The sequence below is a fragment of the Hyphomicrobium sp. 802 genome (assembly GCF_000526135.1).
Lineage (GTDB): Bacteria > Pseudomonadota > Alphaproteobacteria > Rhizobiales > Hyphomicrobiaceae > Hyphomicrobium_B.
Map to the genome: position 1 here is coordinate 3261883 of NZ_JAFM01000001.1, position 16845 is coordinate 3278727.

Sequence of the window (16845 nt, forward strand, 5' to 3'; positions counted from 1 at the left end):
CCGCTTATTCCGCCGCCACACGGGCATGTTTGGCTTTATAGTCATCGATCCGCTGCTCGATCACGGGGCGGAAATTGTTGATGAGACCCTGGATAGGCCATGCCGCCGCGTCTCCCAGTGCGCAAATCGTATGCCCTTCGATCTGCTTGGAGACTTCAAACAGCAAATCGATTTCGCGCTTTTCTGCTTCGCCACGCTCCATGCGTTCCATGACGCGCCACATCCAGCCGGTGCCTTCGCGGCACGGCGTGCACTGGCCGCAGCTCTCATGCTTATAGAAGTAGGCGATGCGCCGGATGGCGGCGATGATGTCGGTCGACTTGTCCATTACGATCACGGCGGCGGTGCCGAGACCGGAGCCGAGCTTGCCGAGCGCGTCGAAGTCCATTGTCACGGCTTCGGCTTGCTCGGCAGTGATACAGCGTACCGACGAGCCGCCAGGAATAACTGCCAGCAGATTATCCCAGCCGCCGCGAATGCCGCCGCAGTGACGGTCGATGAGTTCCTTCAACGGAATGCCCATCTCCTCCTCGACGACGCACGGGCGTTCGACGTGGCCGGAGATCTGGAAGAGCTTGGTCCCGGTATTATTCGGCTTGCCGAGAGCCGCAAACCACGCCGATCCGCGGCGCAGGATTTCGCCGGTCACCGCGATGCTTTCGACGTTGTTGATCGTCGTCGGTGCGCCGTAGAGGCCGACGTTCGCCGGGAACGGCGGCTTCAGGCGCGGCTGGCCCTTCTTGCCTTCGAGGCTTTCCAGCATCGCCGTTTCTTCGCCGCAGATATAAGCGCCGGCGCCGTGATGGACGTAGAGATCGAAATCCCAGCCGTGAATGTTGTTCTTGCCGATGAACTTCGCCGCATAGGCTTCATCGATGGCGCGCTGGAGCGCCTCGCGCTCGCGGATGTATTCGCCGCGCACGTAGACGTAGCAAGCATGCGCGCGCATCGCGAAGGATGCGAGAAGAGCACCTTCGACAAGCAGATGCGCGTCATGGCGGAGGATCTCGCGGTCTTTGCAAGAGCCGGGCTCCGACTCGTCGGCGTTGATGACGAGATAGCTCGGGCGCGCATCCGCCTTCGGCATGAACGACCACTTGAGGCCGGTCGGGAAGCCTGCGCCGCCGCGTCCGCGCAGACCCGACTTCTTCACCTCGTCGATGATGTAGTCATGGCCTTTGTCGATGAAGAACTTGGTGCCATCCCACACGCCACGGCTCTGCGCGCCTTTAAGGCTCACATCGTGGAAGCCGTAGATGTTGCGGAAAATCCGGTCGCGATCATGCAGCATGCGCGCTACCCCTTCGGCTTTTCGCCGGCTTTGCTTTCGGGACGCCACCCGGAAGCAAGCTTCTGAGCCTGCTCAATCCACTTGTCACGGGTAACGCGGCCCTTGAACCCGTCAAGTTGACTTTCGAACCAAGCGACGTTCTCGGGCGTCCACTTGGCAATCTGGTCGAAGTGCCAAATTCCCATGGCGTGCAGCTTATCCGCCATTATATCGGCGACGCCCCAGATCAAGGACAAATCGTCGGGCGCGCTACCTTCGCGCGGCTCCTTGAGAAGCTCGGGCTGGACGCCAGTGGTTGCCGTAGCGGCCTGCGCAGCAGCAGCCGCGATCGCCCGGTCGCGGATCATGTCGGACTTAATCTTATCGAGCTCGCCGGCGCTCAATGCCTTGCCGCCGCCGCGCGCTTCAAGCTCCTTGACGAGACCGGCGTTCGCCATTGCGGTCAGGGCCGCGGGATGCAGCTGCGCGGTGCCCGATGGCGTGTTGGCGGGCGATGCCGGAGACGTTCCGGTCGCAACCTGTTCCTTGTGTGCCGGTGACGCCAGAGCTGATGGCGGCGTCGTTTCTTTCGGCTGGTCTTCGGCGCCGTCTGAGGTTTCCTCGAAACGCTTCTTCCAGGCGCCGATGGTCGAGCCGTCGTAGAGCGTCGCGTCGGTCAGCGAGGTCGGTCCCGACGAGGGGCAGGATGCGGTACGTCCGGTCTGAGAGCCGGGCTTCGGCTTATGATCGGCGAGGAAGGCATCCAGGAGCTTGTCCAGCTGCTCAGCCGTCAGATCCTCGTAGGTATCCTTGTGGACCTGGACGACAGGGGCGTTGGCGCACACGCCGATGCATTCGACCTCTTCCCACGACAGCGTTCCGTCGGCGTTCGTTTCGTGGGCGTGCTCGTTGATACGCTTCTTACAAACGGAGACGAGATCACCGGAGCCTCGCAGCATGCAGGGCGTGGTGCCGCAGACCTGGATGTGCGCCTTGCTGCCAACGGGCGACAGCTGGAACATCGTGTAGAAGGTCGCGATTTCCATACCGCGTATGTGGGCCATGCCCAGCATATCGCAAACGAGCCTGATTGCAGGTTCAGGGAGCCAACCGCCCGCCTGTTCCTGCGCCCGCCACATCAGCGGAATGATCGCGGAAGCCTGCTTGCCTTCGGGATACTTCGCGATTGTCTCGCGCGCCCATGCAAGATTCTCAGCCGTGAAAGCGAACTGGGCAGGTTGCTCAGGATTCAGTCGGCGAACGGCCATTCACGGCTCCCTCGAACGTCAATCCTAATGTCGCTGGAGCATAATGAGCGTACGTCGCGGGACGATTTGCCCGTTATGCTTCACGTCTAGTCACTCAGCGACATTAACTCTCACTTCGTTACGCGGTCCAGTACGAGGATCGCGGACTCAAAGCAAGCATTTGTCTATCTGTCACATGTGACAAGTGATGATCGTCATCAGTGTTCAGGTGCGACGATACGCGCGCAAGATTACGGTGTCGCAGATGGAGGCGGCGTTGCCGATTCCGACGGCAGAAGTCCGCGCCGTTGCAATGTCTCCGCCGGCTTCTCGGTCGCCCATCTGCGTTCGGAGAATCCGAGCGGCACGGCAAGCCAGCCGAGTAACAACAGGAACGTCGCGACTGGCGCCAGGAAGAGCGCGACTTGCGATCCCACGCGCAGGAAGCCCGTCCATATGGCCGCGAAGAGAAGCCCCAGCACGATGATCACCCACCCGCCGTCGTCAGCGCCGCGCGCGGTCGCGAACAGCAGTGCCGAGAAGAGCCCGACGAGACCGATCAGAACAGGGATGAACGGAAGATCGGCTTGCAGCGCGCCCATCGGCCAGCCACGCGAACGGGCAAAAAGCCGATAGGTCGCGAGGCTCAAGCCCCATCCAAGCGACGCGACGGCAAGCAAGAAGAGGTTGTCGACCATGGGTGCTGCACCGGGAAGCATACGCGGCTCCTTCTTTCCTGCTTTAAAAGCCGTCACCAATTTGGCAGGGCTTTGTGTCAGATGCCAGCCGTACCTTTGCGGCCTTGCAATTATCGATTTTCGACTTGGGCCTTTAGCTCTGCGTTCATGGCGCCGAACCCACGCTCGGTCGCGACAAGGATTCCGCCAACAAACGGCACCAATAGCCCGGAAAACGCCTCCGATTGCGTGAAGCGCGTGTTTGCTCCCTCCGCGCTAAGCACGAACCGGTGCTCACCCGTGAAGAGCCCCGGAATGGGAAGCGATCCCCGCCAGCAGAAGCGTCGTTCGGGAACGAATTCGGTAACGACCGGCCGAAACGTCTGCGGTTTTCCGCCCGGCAGCGCGATAACCACCTCGAGCTTGCCGCCGACACGCTTTTCGCCCGCGATGCTGCGAATAAAAGGGTTCCAGCTCGGGTAGGCGTCGAAGGCCATCAGGACGGACCAGACGCGCGACGGCACAGCCTGGATCAGCACGGCCGTTTCGATCATGCGTGCCATGGCGAATCAGCGGTCGATTTCGCCGAAGACGATATCGAGAGAGCCGAGGATCGCCGAGACGTCGGCGAGCATGTGGCCGCGATTGATGTGATCCATCGCCGCCAGATGCGGGAAGCCGGGCGCGCGGATCTTGCAGCGGTAGGGTTTGTTCGAACCATCGGCGACAAGGTAGACGCCGAATTCGCCCTTCGGCGCTTCGACGGCCGCGTAGACTTCACCGGGCGGCACGTGGATGCCTTCGGTGTAGAGCTTGAAGTGATGAATGAGCGCTTCCATCGAACGCTTCATCTCCGCGCGCTTGGGCGGCACGACCTTCTTGTTCTGCGCAACGTGCGGGCCTTGGCCGCTGGCCGACTTCAAAAGCTCGCAGCACTGCTTCATCAGCTTGGTGGACTCACGCATTTCCTGCATGCGGATGAGGTAGCGATCGTAGCAATCGCCGTTCTTGCCGATGGGGATATCGAAATCGAGTTCAGCATAGCATTCGTAGGGCTGCGCCTTGCGCAGGTCCCAGGCGGCGCCGGACCCGCGGACCATGACGCCAGAAAATCCCCACGCAAACGCTTCATCGAGCGGGACGACGCCGATATCGACATTGCGCTGCTTGAAAATCCGGTTCTCGGTCAGCAGACCATCGATGTCGTCCAGAACCTTCAGAAACGGATCGCAGAAAGCGTAGATATCGTCGATCAACTGATCGGGCAAATCCTGATGGACGCCACCGATGCGGAAGTACTTGGCGTGCATGCGCGAGCCTGATGCGCGCTCATAGAACACCATCAGCTTTTCGCGTTCTTCGAAACCCCAGAGCGGCGGGGTCAACGCGCCGACGTCCATCGCCTGGGTGGTGACGTTCAAGAGATGGGACAAGAGGCGCCCGATCTCGGAATAAAGCACGCGAATGAGCTGCGCGCGGCGCGGAACTTCCAACCCTAGAAGCTTTTCGGCTGCGAGGCAGAACGAATGTTCCTGGTTCATCGGCGCGACGTAATCGAGGCGATCGAAGTAGCCGATTGCCTGCATATACGTCTTGTGCTCGATCAGCTTTTCGGTGCCGCGATGGAGAAGCCCGATGTGCGGATCGACCCGCTCGACCACCTCGCCATCGAGTTCGAGCACCAAGCGCAGCACGCCATGTGCTGCCGGGTGCTGCGGCCCGAAGTTGATGTTGAAATTGCGGATCTCAGTCTCGGCCATGTTCAAACGGTCCCGCGCGTGATGGGTGCAAGCCTGGCGATCTTCGCCTTTTCGTTCACCCGCTGCTCGAACTTTTCCCAGTTGACGACCATACGCTGATGCTCGCCCTCGCCAATTAGGTCAATGCCGTCGTGGGCTTTGACATGAAAATATAGGCGGCGGCCAGCAACTTTCGTGCATTCGGCGTCGACCGTCACCGTTTGTCCGGGGACTGTGGCGGCGAGGTGCGAAACATTGATGTGGACGCCAAGCGAACCCTCTCCTTTATCGAGGTGGGGTGCAATGATGTGCAGGCACGTCCATTCCATCAGGCCGACCATGTAGCCTGTCGCGAACACCGTCGGCATGAGCTGGAACTCATGCGCCTCGGGGTAGAGATGCGGCACGGTCTTCGTCGCGGGAACACGATACGTGAATTGCGTCTTGGCACCGGGATGAAGCGTATCTTTCATTGCGCGCCGCTCACACCCGGTCTTTCAAATTGCGTATCGTGATGTAGAGGCTCGAAGCCGTCCCTGCGACTGCGAACAAGCCGACGAAGAACCCCCAAAAGTGGGGACCTGTCGTGCGTCCAAACCAGGGATAGAGCAGCTCAAAAAGCGCAGAAACAAATACCACGCCTAAGGGCACGACAATGGTGCCGTAGGGCAAAAAGCGGCATACGGCACCAAGAACCAAGCCTGCCACAGCGCGCGGCCAGTCGATGATAAAGGCCATGGTCATGAAGGCCGCCGCGATTGCGACGCTGACTTCCAGTTGCATTGCGATCCGGGTCCTGTGCATCACCGCCATTTCGCACCTCCGACAACCTCGTTGTTATCGGCGACCGCGAAAAGGCGCACCTCGCGCCGACCTCTGAATTCGAGAGCATGCCCCTGCTTCGGCGCCTCGGGCAACGCAGCTGAACAACTGGATGGCAAGACTAAACGAACGAACATTTAAAGCGGAACGCCAGATTGCGGGCTTTAAGATTTCGGACCGGCTTTCTCGTCGCCCGGCAGAACGTGACTGGGACCTTCCCACGGGCTCTCGAAATCGAAATCGCGGAACTCCTGGGTGAGCTTCACCGGCTCGTAGACGACGCGTTTCTTCTCGTCATCATAGCGAACTTCGACATAGCCAGTGAGCGGGAAGTCTTTCCGCAGCGGGTGGCCCTGGAAACCGTAGTCCGTCAGGATGCGGCGCAGATCGGGATGACCGATGAAGCGGATCCCGTAAAGATCGTAGGCCTCGCGCTCGTACCAGTTGGCAGCAGGAAACACGTCGTTGACGCTCGCGACGGGAGTTACCTCGTCGGTTGCGATCTTGACCCTGATGCGCTGGTTCAGGCGTGGCGACAGCAGATGATAGACGATATCGAAGCGTTCGGCCCGTTCAGGATAATCGACACCGCAGATGTCGATCAGAACTTCAAACAGGCACTTGGGATCGTCGCGGAGCTTGGTCAGCACGCCGACAATATCTTCACGAGCAACGGTGATCGTCAATTCGTCGTAAGCGATGGCCGACCGCTGCAAAGCAGCGCCCGCAATCGAATTTGCGGCATCCTGCAATACGGACAATTCGGTCATCGGCCGGCGATCTCCCAGCGCGGCCGACAGCATGAGCCGGCCATGGTGATTTTTTGCTTTTGCCTAACGTTCGATCGTGCCAGTGCGGCGTATCTTCCGTTGCAGCAAAAGAATTCCGTAGAGCAGTGCTTCCGCGGTCGGCGGGCAACCCGGCACGTAAACATCGACCGGAACGATGCGATCGCAGCCGCGGACGACGGCATAGGAATAATGATAGTAGCCGCCGCCGTTGGCGCAGCTCCCCATCGAAATGACGTACCGCGGCTCGGGCATCTGGTCATAGACCTTCCGCAGCGCGGGCGCCATTTTGTTGGTCAACGTACCGGCGACGATCATCACGTCGGACTGCCGGGGCGAAGCACGGGGCGCAAAGCCGAAGCGCTCGACGTCATAGCGCGGCATCGAGACCTGCATCATCTCGACGGCGCAGCAGGCAAGGCCGAACGTCATCCACATCAACGAGCCGGTTCGCGCCCAATTGATGAGATCGTCGACGGTCGTGACGACAAAACCCTTATCGGCCAACTCGTTCGAGACGTCGGTAAAAAACGGATCGGCAGCCGGAGCGCCGGTCACAGCCGCGCCTTCGCGGACGCGGTCAAAGGTGCGATCGAAGAGCAAGCCAGGCGCGCCGTCGTCCTTCATGATCATTCCCATTCCAGCGCGCCCTTCTTCCATTCGTAGATGAAGCCGATGGTCAACACGCCGAGGAACACCATCATGGACCAGAAGCCGAAGACGCCGATTTCCTTGAAGGCGACTGCCCAGGGAAAGAGGAATGCGATCTCAAGATCGAAAATGATGAAGAGGATCGACACGAGGTAGAAGCGCACGTCGAATTTCATGCGGGCGTCGTCGAAGGCATCGAAACCGCATTCGTAGGCCGAGACCTTCTCGGGATCAGGGTTGCGGACGGCGACGAGAAAGGGCGCGATCATCAGGGCGCCGCCAATCAGCAGAGCCACGCCGATAAAGATAGCTATCGGCAAATATTGCGTAGTCAGATCCATCATTGCAGTGCATCCGCTTGCACGAAGTGTCCGAGCGCCTTCTGTCCGGTGTTAACTCACGCCGTCCTGCGGCGCAACACCCTGCTTCTGACCATGCCCTGAGCTAGAAACGCAGGACAAAACAGTTGCATCGCCCCGCATTGCCCGGACCTTTTTTCGTTCGAACGCCGATTGGAGGGCGTTGCAGTCCGGGGTTATTGCAGACCCGATCACAATTATTAATGCAATATTACTTTCTGCTGATAGCTATTCGGCGAGCATTGTTCTTTACGCTTCGAGATCAGGCAAGATGACGAGCAATGTTCAGCAACCATTCAGAGCCAGAGGTGTTTTCTCCTGCAAGTTCTCCAGGGAGAGATCCTCATGAAAACCTTGATTTATGCGCTCTCGACAGTAGCCATTGTTGGCGTCACGCCGCTTTCGGCGCAGGCAGCCGACCTTGACGGATATAATGGCGGTTATGTCGAACGCGGTCCGGTGGTCGAAGGCCCTCCGGTACGGGAATATTATTATGATGGCCCCGCTGTGACCTACTACGACGGGCCCCGCTATTACCGACCCTATCCTTACTGGGCCGGCTATTATCCCTATCGTTATGGCTATTGGGGCGGCCGGCCGTATTATCGCGGCGGCTATTGGGGCCATCGCGGTGGTTGGCGCGGTGGACACTGGGGCGGTCATCGCGGCTGGCGATAACCCCCTGCTCTCTTTCAAATATTCCGTTCGAGTTCATCCTGCGCGCTGATCGGCAATCGGCGCGCAGATCGCTTTCTGCGTCGGGCGCCTCGCGACTGGATCGTTCGGCGGATTTGCGCGGAACCAATTTTGAGCTTTTGGGGGAGCGCGACCGCTGCGACGCGGGCGAATGAGCGCAATTTTACTGATAGCCTCGCTGTTGCCCCGACTCTTGGTTAGGGATGGCATATGATTTGGACTAACCATATTGCTCATCGGCGGGGCGCACGCGCGGGGCTGACCGGGGCACGCGTGGCGTTCAAAGCGGCTGCAGTCGTGCTCGCCGCGTGCCTGCCGTTCCTTGCGGCCGGTCATAGCCAAGCGCAGCAATCCCCGCCCGTCGCGACGCATCCCTCGGCGGCAGCAGCGGCTGCAGCCGGACAGATCGCGGACTTCTTCAGTGAGGTCGGGGATCAGATCTATGACGATTGCATCTTCGAACTCTCACAGGAGCAGATCGAGGTTCAGCAGGCGCTGATCGTGGCCTACATCAAGGCCGGCGCGAGCGCTGCCATGGCGCGAAAGCTCGCCGTGAAGCAAATTCATCCGCCGAAGTTGTCCGCAAAGTGCGAAGCCATCCGCCGTCTGCCGAAGGAACCAGGGCCGATCGCAAGCCTAGCGCCGACGGATGAGCCCGAAGCACCGTCGCCGCCTCCCGTCCTGCCGAAAGCGCCCGCGAAGGTCCCGACCGGCCCACCCATTTCCATCGCGAACAAGAGAACGCTTCCGCAGTGGGACTGCGCGCCTGGCGTCGATTTCGTCACCATTCAGCTCAACGGTTATCCGCGCAAGCTGACGGGCGGCGAAATCTGCAACCCGTTCGAGGATGTGATCCACGAGGTTCCGCCGACCGCCGGAACTTTCCGGCTCGGCTATACGATCCGAACCGGGCGGCTATTCGTAATCTCCAGCGATCCACGTTCAAACGGACAAACGATCGCGTGGGCGATTTCCGGCCGAGAGATGTGCCGGAACAATCCCGATCCTGATTGTCTTGCGACGCGCGCCGTCGGCCCGCTGCCGCCAGGCGAATACACCTTCGGCTCGAACGATCCAAGCAAGCGCGTGACATGGGGGCCGAAGACCAAGCGGAACGTCGTCGGCATCTATCTCCGGAAGCTTTGGGACAAGGAGAGGTTCACGCCGCGCCAGACGGCCGCCATTCTCGCGCGCGGGAACATCGCCATTCACGAGCGCCTCAAGGGCGAGATGTCGGAGGCCTGCCTCGGGCTGGAACCGAAGGGCTGGGCCTACGTCGCGTCATTGGTTAAGGCTGGCCGTGCGACGGGCGTCAACGCCTATATCGACGAGCCGTATCCTCAAGTCGCGGAAAATCCGCCGATCGTCGTCGCCTCGTCGTTCTCGCTCACGTCGCTGTTCAAATAGCGACGCGAGCACTTCAGCCCGTCACGATAATACGTAGCCAACGGGCTGAAGCTCGTCGGGCAGAGGCGACACGCCAAGAGAGCTGAGTATCTCGCGTTCCACGACGCGCACGAGCGATTTGACCGGAAGGCTGTTGTCGGCGGGCGCGAACGGCTCGGCGAGGTCGTCGCCGATCGCGTCGAGCCCGAAGAATGTGTAGCTGATGAAGGCCACGATGACGGGCGTTCCCCAGCCGAGTTGCGGCGCGAGCGCAAACGGCAGCAACACGCAAAACAGATAAACCGTTCGGTGAATGAGAAGCGTATAGGCGAATGGCAGCGGCGTCGCCTTGATGCGTTCACAGGCAGCCTGAACGTTCGAGAGGCCATTCATGCGGATGGCTGCAGACGAATAACGCCAATCCGATAGCGCTCCGGATTTATTCAGTGCAATCAGCTCAGCACCGACCTGCCTGAGAATGGCATCAGTCACGTTGGGGCCGGCGGATGCCGTCGCGTCCCATGGGCGGGCCGCGGCCAGTTCATCCTCATCGCGAAGGCGCGCCGAGAGCGCATTGGCGAACGCGATCAAGGGCATGAAGATACGGCGTTTGGCTTCCGTATCGAGGTCGGATAGCTCGCGCATCAAAGACCGGACCTGAACGAGAAGTTCTCCCCATTGCTTGCGCCCCTCCCACCAGCGGTCGTAAGCGGCGCTGTTCCGGAAGCTCATGAAGATTGAAATGGCTATGCCGATCAGGCCGAACGGCGCCGTGCCCAGATGAGACATCGGCTCCAGATGAAAATCGCCAGTAAAGACGACGACGCAGGCGAGCACCGTAATGAAAAGGCATCGCCATGCGACACGGCCCGCGATGGATCCGCGGACGGCAAAGAGGATGTCGAAGAAGGAGGCTTTTGGGCGGACGATCAAGGGCGGGACCTGCGCTCAGGTAGGGGTGCTGCTTGATTATCTTCTATGCGCCGAAGTGGAAGCTCGCAATTGGCTTGGACGTCGTATCCCGGGAAACGTATGCACCAGGCACTGAGCGGCGACTGAAGGTCTGCCGCCTATCGCAGATGCGTGAGATCATACAGGAGTTGCGGCACCGCAATCGGCGTCGGCAACACGTCGTCGTCGGGATCGAGATCGCGCCAGACCTGAGGATCATTCGACGACTGAATCATTTTGTAGCTGTACCCCGTCTGGTACCAAGGCTTCAGGTCGTCCGTGCGATTGTCGAGAATAAGGTCGCCGAATTTCGTTCTCGCAGTCAGAACCGCGTGCCCTTCTCCGTTCTCGATACGCACGACCGTCATCAACAGAGAGCTTGTCGGCCATCCCAGAGAAATTAAGATGTGGCGCTTGAGAAGAGCGTAATCCTCGCAGTCACCCTTTCCGTCTTTCGGGATGGTCCAATAATCCTCGATCCCGTAGTGCTCGATATCGGTCATCGGCGTGATCGCGCGGTTGATCCGGCGATTGACCTCGTCCAGCTGCTCAAGGCGCTTAGCCGATTCCGCGAAGCCATTTCCCGCTTTGCGGAGCACGCATTCGCTCGGAGACTCGGTGCAAAACCGGACGAAAGCGGCAGGAGGAGCGACGGCTCCGTATTCTTCCAGAAAGAGATTTTGGATCACATGCTGCAGATGCGGCTGCACCTCGCCTGCCCATGCGGCCGTCGCAGCCAGGGACGCAATCCATCCGGCGAAAACGATTTTGACAAAACGCATTGCGATAACACCGAGCCCGTTACACGCTCGAATGAAGATCAATATTGCACATTAATGGAGGGCTAAGATTATCGATCTTGCGCCAGAATCTCGGCCTAGCCAGTTGGCCTAGGAAACATGTGATGTCGGCGACCCACCGTTTTCGTTTTGCTTACGCTGTCGCAAAGTCCGCATTCGAATGCGAGACGCATCGCCCTTCGACTGACTGACGAAGACCTTCCGGATTGGCTGACGTTCGTGATGCGTCGCAGCACGGCCTCCGTACGATTACGGAATGGCCGATATGTCGTTTCGCTCGGGGAACAGATTATGAGGGATCGTGTTCAATGATCGTCGATTATAGTTGAATTTGTTTCAATCATTCCCGCGTCAGGGAAATGGAGCCAATCTCATGTTTCGCATAGTGCGTATAATTGCCGTCGTCGCGAGCGCATCGGTGTTGGCGACAGGTTCTCTGATGTTTTCCAGTCAAGTTGAAGCGCGTGGCGGACACTTCGGTGGTCATGGAGGCCACTTCGGAGGTGGACATTTCGGCGGTGGCCATTTCGGAGGCGGCCACTTTGGCGGCCGCCATTTCGGCGGCGGACATTTTGGAGGACGGCATTTCCGAGGCTTTGGCGGTCGACACTTCGGGAGCCGCCATTTTGGTGGCGGCCACTTCGGTGGCAGACACTTCGGCGGCAGACACTTCGGAGGCCGGCATTTTGGCGGCAGAGGTCACGGCTATGCGCGGGGCAATCAATTCCGCGGATCGCATTTCGCGCGTGGACATCGTGGCGTCGGAAACCGCGGCTTCGCGAACAGGCATTTTCGTGGCAACAGGCATTTTGCGAGCCACGGCCGCGCGCTTGCAGCAACCGGCCGTATGACACATGCCTTCGGTCGTCACGGCTACGGCCACCACTTCGCCCGCAATGGCTTCTGGCATAATCGCTATGCGTATGGCCGCTACGGGCGCTGGCATCGCGGCTGGGGCTACGGATGGTATGGCCCGGTATTCTGGCCGTACGCCTACGGGGACGCATTCGCTTTCGCGCTGTGGCCGTATGACTATTACGATCCGTTCTGGGATTATGGCTCAGACTGGATCCTGTCGAGCGTATTCTGGCCTGGTGGCGAACCGGGATATTACAATTACGGCGGCGGAGGCTACGGCTACGGCTACGGCGACATCTACGGCACAAACACGCCGCGCCGTGGTTCTACGAGTGTCGCGACGGCGTCCATTCCGGAGCCGCAGCGGCAGGACGCTTGCGGTAGCCTGGCTCCCGGCGTGGCTCAGTTGCCGGTTGCACGTATCCAGAAAGCCATCGCGCCGACAACGGAGGATCAGCGCGCCGCGCTGACCGACTTCAATACAGCGCTGACGAAAGGCGCGGATATCATGAAGCAGGCCTGTCCGGCTGAGGCGCCGCTCACGCCTCCGGCCAAGCTCGAGGCCGTCACGCAGCGGCTCACCGCCATGAAAACCGCAATCGGCGAAGTCCGCCCGTCGCTGGATAAGCTCTACAGCACTCTGAGCGATGACCAGCAGCGGCGCTTCGATAAGGTTCTTCTGGCGTCGCAACCGAAAGGCAAGTCGGCCAACAAGGCCGCGGGCCTCGACGTGGCGAAGCTATGCAACGACCGCGGACCGGCGTTCGCCGACTTGCCGGCAGAGCAGATCGAACGGGCGATCAACTTGGATGACACCCAGCGCGCCAAGCTTGATGCTCTGAAGACAGCATCGACGAAAGCTGCGGATATCTCCAAGGGCGGCTGTCTCTCGACGATGCCGACGACTGTCGGCGGGCGCCTCGACGCGGTTGAGAAACGGGTCGATGCGCTGTTGCAGGCGACGAATGAGCTTCAACCCGCTGTCGATGGCTTCTATGCGTCCCTCTCCGACGAGCAGAAAGCCCGCTTCAATTCCATCGGCGTAGCGACGGCACAGTCATCGCCGCGATCGCCGCCCGCGAGCAGCATGGGATCGAGCAGCGGCGAGACGGGCTCGCAATCACCCGCCTCGAAGTAAAGAAAAGGCAGCTTGCTGATTGGGTGCCGTCGTCCATCGTAATTGGGCGGCGGCACAAATCGTTTATGCGCCCATCGGCTGCGCTAAACGCGGTTTTCTAGGGCGCCGATTTCCTGAATGTCGAGATCGCGTTCGAGCGCATGTAATGCTTCGTCGTCGATGTCGCCGGCGCGATGCAGCCGCATCAGCTCGCGACGTCCGGCAGCGACGGCCGCCAAGATCACGTCGAAGTGCGCGTTAATCCGATCTGTGTGCGCACTCTCATTGCCCGTGTAAATCGCGGCTACCGCGGCGCGACGCGTATACCTTTCGAGTAGTTGCGGATGAACGAGATTGCCGTCGCCATCGTAGGCCAGCTTTTCGACGACGTTCTTCTGCGCCACGATCATCGCCTCTTCCGCTTGAGATGCCGATAGTCGTGCGTGAGGGACCTCATCTTCTTTGAGCCCCAGCATGCGGATGAGAGCGCCGAGCGTCGTCCCCTGTAAAAGCACCGTGACCAGAATGACCGCAAACGCGGTCACCAGCATGAAGTCGCGGCCGGGTACGGCGTCAGGCAACGTCAACGCAACTGCGAGCGTGACGACGCCACGCATTCCAGCCCATCCGAGCACGGTCGCGGCTGGCGCGCCGAGCGGCTGAGCACGCTTGCCCCCCAAGCTCCGGAGCAACGACAGCACGGCGTCGCTACCGAAGATCCACACGAACCTCGCAACTGTCATCGCGAGCACAATGATCAGGACCGGCACCGCCATTTGCGCCAAGACGACATCAATACCGCCGACGCGATCGAGAACGCCGCGGAGCGAAAGTCCGATCAGAATGAAAATGAAGGCTTCGAAGATGAAGACCATTACCTGCCAGAATGCACCGGCGCGCATGCGGATGCTGGCTGAAAATACCGTGTGCTGAAACCAGCCGAACAGAAGCCCCGCGGTGACCGTTGCGATGACGCCGGATACATGCACGGCTTCGGCAGAAATGTAGGCTGCCCAGCACAGCAGGATCGATGCGGCGATCGTCAGATAGTCGTGGCCGAGCCGCCGCAGCAGGAACATCCAAAGGCCGCCCATGACCGCGCCGACCGCGACGCCGCCCAGCGCCAGCACGAAGAACTGTCCGGCCGCCGCTCCCGCAGAGAACGTGCCGGTCAACACGGCCGCGACGGCGAAGCGGAAAAGCACGAGGCCGGTCGCGTCATTCAGAAGGCTTTCACCTTCGAGCAGCGTCGAGAGCCTGCGTGGCAGCTTCACGGTTTGCAAAACAGCCCGCGCCGAGACGGCATCGGGCGGCGACACGATGGCCCCAAGTGCGAAACAGGCGGCCCACGGCAAGTTCGGCATCAGCCAGTGCGTGACAACGCCAACGATGAGCGTCGTGAAGATCACCGCGCCGATGGCGAGAGACAGGACGCCGGCGATATGCCTGCGGAATTCGGCGTGCGCAGTGAAAAAGGCACCGTCCATCAGCAGCGGCGGAAGGAACAGCACGAGCACGAGTTCGGGATCGAGTTCGAAGACCGGCAGCCCCGGAATGAACGCCATTGCACCGCCGCCGATCAAAAGCGCCACAGCGGGAGGCAGTTTCAGACGAAGCGCGACCCAATGGAGCGCGAGAATGGCGAGCAGCATCGTGAAGATGAGTTCGAAGACTTGGACGGGATGCATGCGGCTCAAGTTCTCCAATCGTGCGTGCGCCTGCCAGGTGAGGTGAGGTGAGGTGACCCCTGTAGCTGATGGGCACGCATTTGTGTAGTTTCGACAGCTGAGACACATGGGTTGGGCCCGCGCCAGGGCGGGTGCCTACCGATACAAGGAACATCGACCATGGAAGAAAAGAAACTCGACGTCCTGCAGCCCGTCGACGACACAGCTATTCGGCTCGGTAAGACGCTCGTGCGGAGCGCCCGCTATGGCGCACTAGGAACGCTTGATCCACTCGACGGCTCGCCGTCAGTGAGCCGTGTCAGCCTTGCCACCGCTATGGATGGCGCGCCGATATTTCTTATTTCCCGGCTCTCGTCCCATTGCACCAACTTGATGGCGGACGGGAAATGCTCATTGCTCGTCGGCGAACCCGGCAAGGGCGATCCCCTCGCCCATCCACGCATGACGCTGATCGGCACGGCTAAACCAGTTCCCGCGGGCGCCGAACTTACACTTTATCGCAGCCGCTATCTCAGGCGGAATCCGAAGGCGGCGCTTTACGTCGACTTTCCGGATTTTTCGTTCTGGCGTTTCGAGACGGCGCGCGCATCTTTGAACGGCGGCTTCGGCAAGGCCTACGCGATGAAAGCTGCTGATCTTGCGACGTCACTCGATGGCGTCGAGGCGCTGGCGGACATGGAAGACGGTGCCGTCTCACATATGAATTCCGATCATCTCGCCGCGATCGAGCGTTATGCGGCGAAGATCGGTGAGGAACCGGGCGGCTGGAAGCTTTCGACGCTCGATCCCGAGGGGCTGGACCTCATCTGCGGCGAACGCGCCGCGCGGCTGTGGTTCGACCGTCCGTTGTCGTCGGCTGCGGAACTGAGGCCGGTGCTCGTGGCGCTGGCAAAAGAAACGCCCAGTTCTGCCTGAGACGCCATTCGGTCTGGCGGTATGCCGACCATCTTTGGTATTGCGAGTGGGAATTCGTGTTGCGGTGGCTGTAAATCGGCCACCGTCGAAGCCATCATCAGACAACCGTTTATCGGACTGATAAATGGCGCGAGAGACGGGACTTGAACCCGCGGCCTCCGCCGTGACAGGGCGGCGCTCTAACCAACTGAGCTACTCCCGCAATCCAGATGCGCAGAGCATCGATGCGAGCGGTCGAGATACGTGTTCGCGGCGTCCAAGTCAAGCGGCCGGTTGATAGAATTTGGATGCGCTCACAGCGCTTCCAACCGATTGAAACTCAGGCGCAAGTCGACAGAACAAAGGCCGCACGCTCGGCAACGGGCAGGCGCGGCAAGGTGACCAATTCATAGCCCAACCCAGTATAGACGTCGGCCATGGCATGGTAGGTGGCTTCCGCCTCCTCAATCGTCTGCTTGCGTTCGGAATCCTGGGTGAAAATTTCGGGCCAGGGCGGCGCTATGAAGACGCGATTATTATAACGAAACATTTCTGCAGCGCGCTGCACCTGCGGCGGTACCGGTAAGCCAGAAAGTTGCAGATAGCCAATGACGTCCGGGATACCGCGGTCGAAGAAGACAATTCCTATTTCGGCAGCCGCTTGAGCTTCGCGATAGGAGCGCAGATCCCAACTCAGCATAAGATCGGCAAATGCATTTTGATCCGCCCACGGGAGTGCCGCGCCGCCGATCGCTACCTGGTCGCGAATGATACCCCGTCCCGCTTCCGGCATGGTTCGAAAGCCGGCGTCAGCCAAGGCTGCCGCCAGCGAGCTTTTACCGGAGCCAGGTCCGCCCGTAACGATAACTAGACGTGATCCGATTTTCACCGGTTGCGCCATG

Annotated in this window: 19 protein-coding genes and 1 tRNA gene; 4 read left to right on the top strand and 16 right to left on the bottom strand. The window is 60.2% G+C overall.

Going from position 1 to position 16845, the window contains the following annotated elements:
- Window positions 1–4 precede the first annotated feature (4 nt).
- The 10 genes from nuoF to HYP802_RS0116600 all read right to left on the bottom strand — a co-directional run bounded on the left by nuoF (window position 5) and on the right by HYP802_RS0116600 (window position 7538).
- A complete protein-coding gene (gene nuoF, locus HYP802_RS0116555) occupies window positions 5–1291 on the bottom strand; it encodes an NADH-quinone oxidoreductase subunit NuoF (protein WP_013948509.1) in 1287 nt (428 codons plus the stop codon).
- Window positions 1292–1296: 5 nt separating this feature from the next.
- Window positions 1297–2538: an NADH-quinone oxidoreductase subunit NuoE gene (gene nuoE, locus HYP802_RS0116560; RefSeq protein WP_013948510.1), complete on the bottom strand. Its 1242-nt coding sequence runs from the start codon at window positions 2536–2538 to the stop codon at window positions 1297–1299.
- A gap of 230 nt (window positions 2539–2768) precedes the next feature.
- Complete coding sequence (locus tag HYP802_RS0116565; protein WP_013948511.1) at window positions 2769–3236, bottom strand: hypothetical protein; 468 nt, start codon at window positions 3234–3236, stop codon at window positions 2769–2771.
- An 89-nt stretch (window positions 3237–3325) separates the two neighbouring features.
- Window positions 3326–3757: an SRPBCC domain-containing protein gene (locus HYP802_RS0116570; protein WP_013948512.1), complete on the bottom strand. Its 432-nt coding sequence runs from the start codon at window positions 3755–3757 to the stop codon at window positions 3326–3328.
- Between the two features lie 6 nt (window positions 3758–3763).
- Complete coding sequence (locus tag HYP802_RS0116575; RefSeq protein ID WP_013948513.1) at window positions 3764–4954, bottom strand: NADH-quinone oxidoreductase subunit D; 1191 nt, start codon at window positions 4952–4954, stop codon at window positions 3764–3766.
- Between the two features lie 2 nt (window positions 4955–4956).
- A complete protein-coding gene (locus HYP802_RS0116580; RefSeq protein ID WP_013948514.1) occupies window positions 4957–5406 on the bottom strand; it encodes a thioesterase family protein in 450 nt (149 codons plus the stop codon).
- Window positions 5407–5416: 10 nt separating this feature from the next.
- The gene (locus HYP802_RS0116585) at window positions 5417–5746 is read right to left on the bottom strand and encodes a hypothetical protein (protein ID WP_013948515.1); all 330 of its coding nucleotides are present in this window, start codon (window positions 5744–5746) and stop codon (window positions 5417–5419) included.
- A 173-nt stretch (window positions 5747–5919) separates the two neighbouring features.
- On the bottom strand, window positions 5920–6525 hold the full coding sequence (locus tag HYP802_RS0116590; protein WP_024276165.1) for an NADH-quinone oxidoreductase subunit C: 606 nt from the start codon (window positions 6523–6525) through the stop codon (window positions 5920–5922).
- Window positions 6526–6588: 63 nt separating this feature from the next.
- Complete coding sequence (locus HYP802_RS0116595) at window positions 6589–7182, bottom strand: NADH-quinone oxidoreductase subunit B (protein WP_013948517.1); 594 nt, start codon at window positions 7180–7182, stop codon at window positions 6589–6591.
- The gene (locus HYP802_RS0116600) at window positions 7173–7538 is read right to left on the bottom strand and encodes an NADH-quinone oxidoreductase subunit A (protein WP_013948518.1); all 366 of its coding nucleotides are present in this window, start codon (window positions 7536–7538) and stop codon (window positions 7173–7175) included. The genes HYP802_RS0116595 and HYP802_RS0116600 overlap by 10 nt, the downstream gene beginning before the upstream one ends.
- A 360-nt stretch (window positions 7539–7898) precedes the next feature.
- Between HYP802_RS0116600 and HYP802_RS0116605 the strand changes: the two genes are divergently transcribed.
- Entirely contained in the window at window positions 7899–8231 is a 333-nt protein-coding gene (locus HYP802_RS0116605; RefSeq protein WP_013948520.1) for a hypothetical protein, read from the top strand.
- Between the two features lie 228 nt (window positions 8232–8459).
- The gene (locus HYP802_RS0116610; protein ID WP_024276167.1) at window positions 8460–9656 is read left to right on the top strand and encodes a DUF2778 domain-containing protein; all 1197 of its coding nucleotides are present in this window, start codon (window positions 8460–8462) and stop codon (window positions 9654–9656) included.
- Between the two features lie 21 nt (window positions 9657–9677).
- On the opposite strand, the gene HYP802_RS0116615 is transcribed toward HYP802_RS0116610, so the two are convergent.
- The 3 genes from HYP802_RS0116615 to HYP802_RS23705 form a co-directional block, all read right to left on the bottom strand.
- On the bottom strand, window positions 9678–10568 hold the full coding sequence (locus tag HYP802_RS0116615) for a bestrophin family protein (protein WP_024276168.1): 891 nt from the start codon (window positions 10566–10568) through the stop codon (window positions 9678–9680).
- Window positions 10569–10705: 137 nt separating this feature from the next.
- Window positions 10706–11368, bottom strand: a complete 663-nt coding sequence (locus HYP802_RS0116620; RefSeq protein WP_013948523.1) for a transglutaminase-like cysteine peptidase — start codon at window positions 11366–11368, stop codon at window positions 10706–10708.
- Between the two features lie 358 nt (window positions 11369–11726).
- The gene (locus tag HYP802_RS23705) at window positions 11727–12257 is read right to left on the bottom strand and encodes a hypothetical protein (protein WP_155831255.1); all 531 of its coding nucleotides are present in this window, start codon (window positions 12255–12257) and stop codon (window positions 11727–11729) included.
- On the opposite strand from HYP802_RS23705, the gene HYP802_RS0116630 reads away from it, so the two are divergent.
- Entirely contained in the window at window positions 12234–13382 is a 1149-nt protein-coding gene (locus tag HYP802_RS0116630; RefSeq protein WP_024276170.1) for a Spy/CpxP family protein refolding chaperone, read from the top strand. The genes HYP802_RS23705 and HYP802_RS0116630 overlap by 24 nt on opposite strands.
- A gap of 83 nt (window positions 13383–13465) precedes the next feature.
- Here the strand turns inward: HYP802_RS0116630 and HYP802_RS0116635 are convergent, their stop codons facing one another.
- Entirely contained in the window at window positions 13466–15049 is a 1584-nt protein-coding gene (locus HYP802_RS0116635; protein ID WP_013948527.1) for a Na+/H+ antiporter, read from the bottom strand.
- Between the two features lie 159 nt (window positions 15050–15208).
- Between HYP802_RS0116635 and HYP802_RS0116640 the strand changes: the two genes are divergently transcribed.
- Window positions 15209–15964, top strand: coding sequence for a DUF2470 domain-containing protein (locus HYP802_RS0116640; protein ID WP_013948528.1), 756 nt, complete (start codon window positions 15209–15211; stop codon window positions 15962–15964).
- A gap of 125 nt (window positions 15965–16089) precedes the next feature.
- Here HYP802_RS0116640 and HYP802_RS0116645 read toward each other — a convergent pair.
- Together HYP802_RS0116645 and HYP802_RS0116650 are read right to left on the bottom strand one after the other, a co-directional pair.
- A tRNA-Asp gene (locus HYP802_RS0116645) sits at window positions 16090–16166 on the bottom strand.
- Window positions 16167–16283: 117 nt separating this feature from the next.
- On the bottom strand, window positions 16284–16844 hold the full coding sequence (locus tag HYP802_RS0116650) for an AAA family ATPase (protein ID WP_013948529.1): 561 nt from the start codon (window positions 16842–16844) through the stop codon (window positions 16284–16286).
- Window position 16845: the final 1 nt, after the last annotated feature.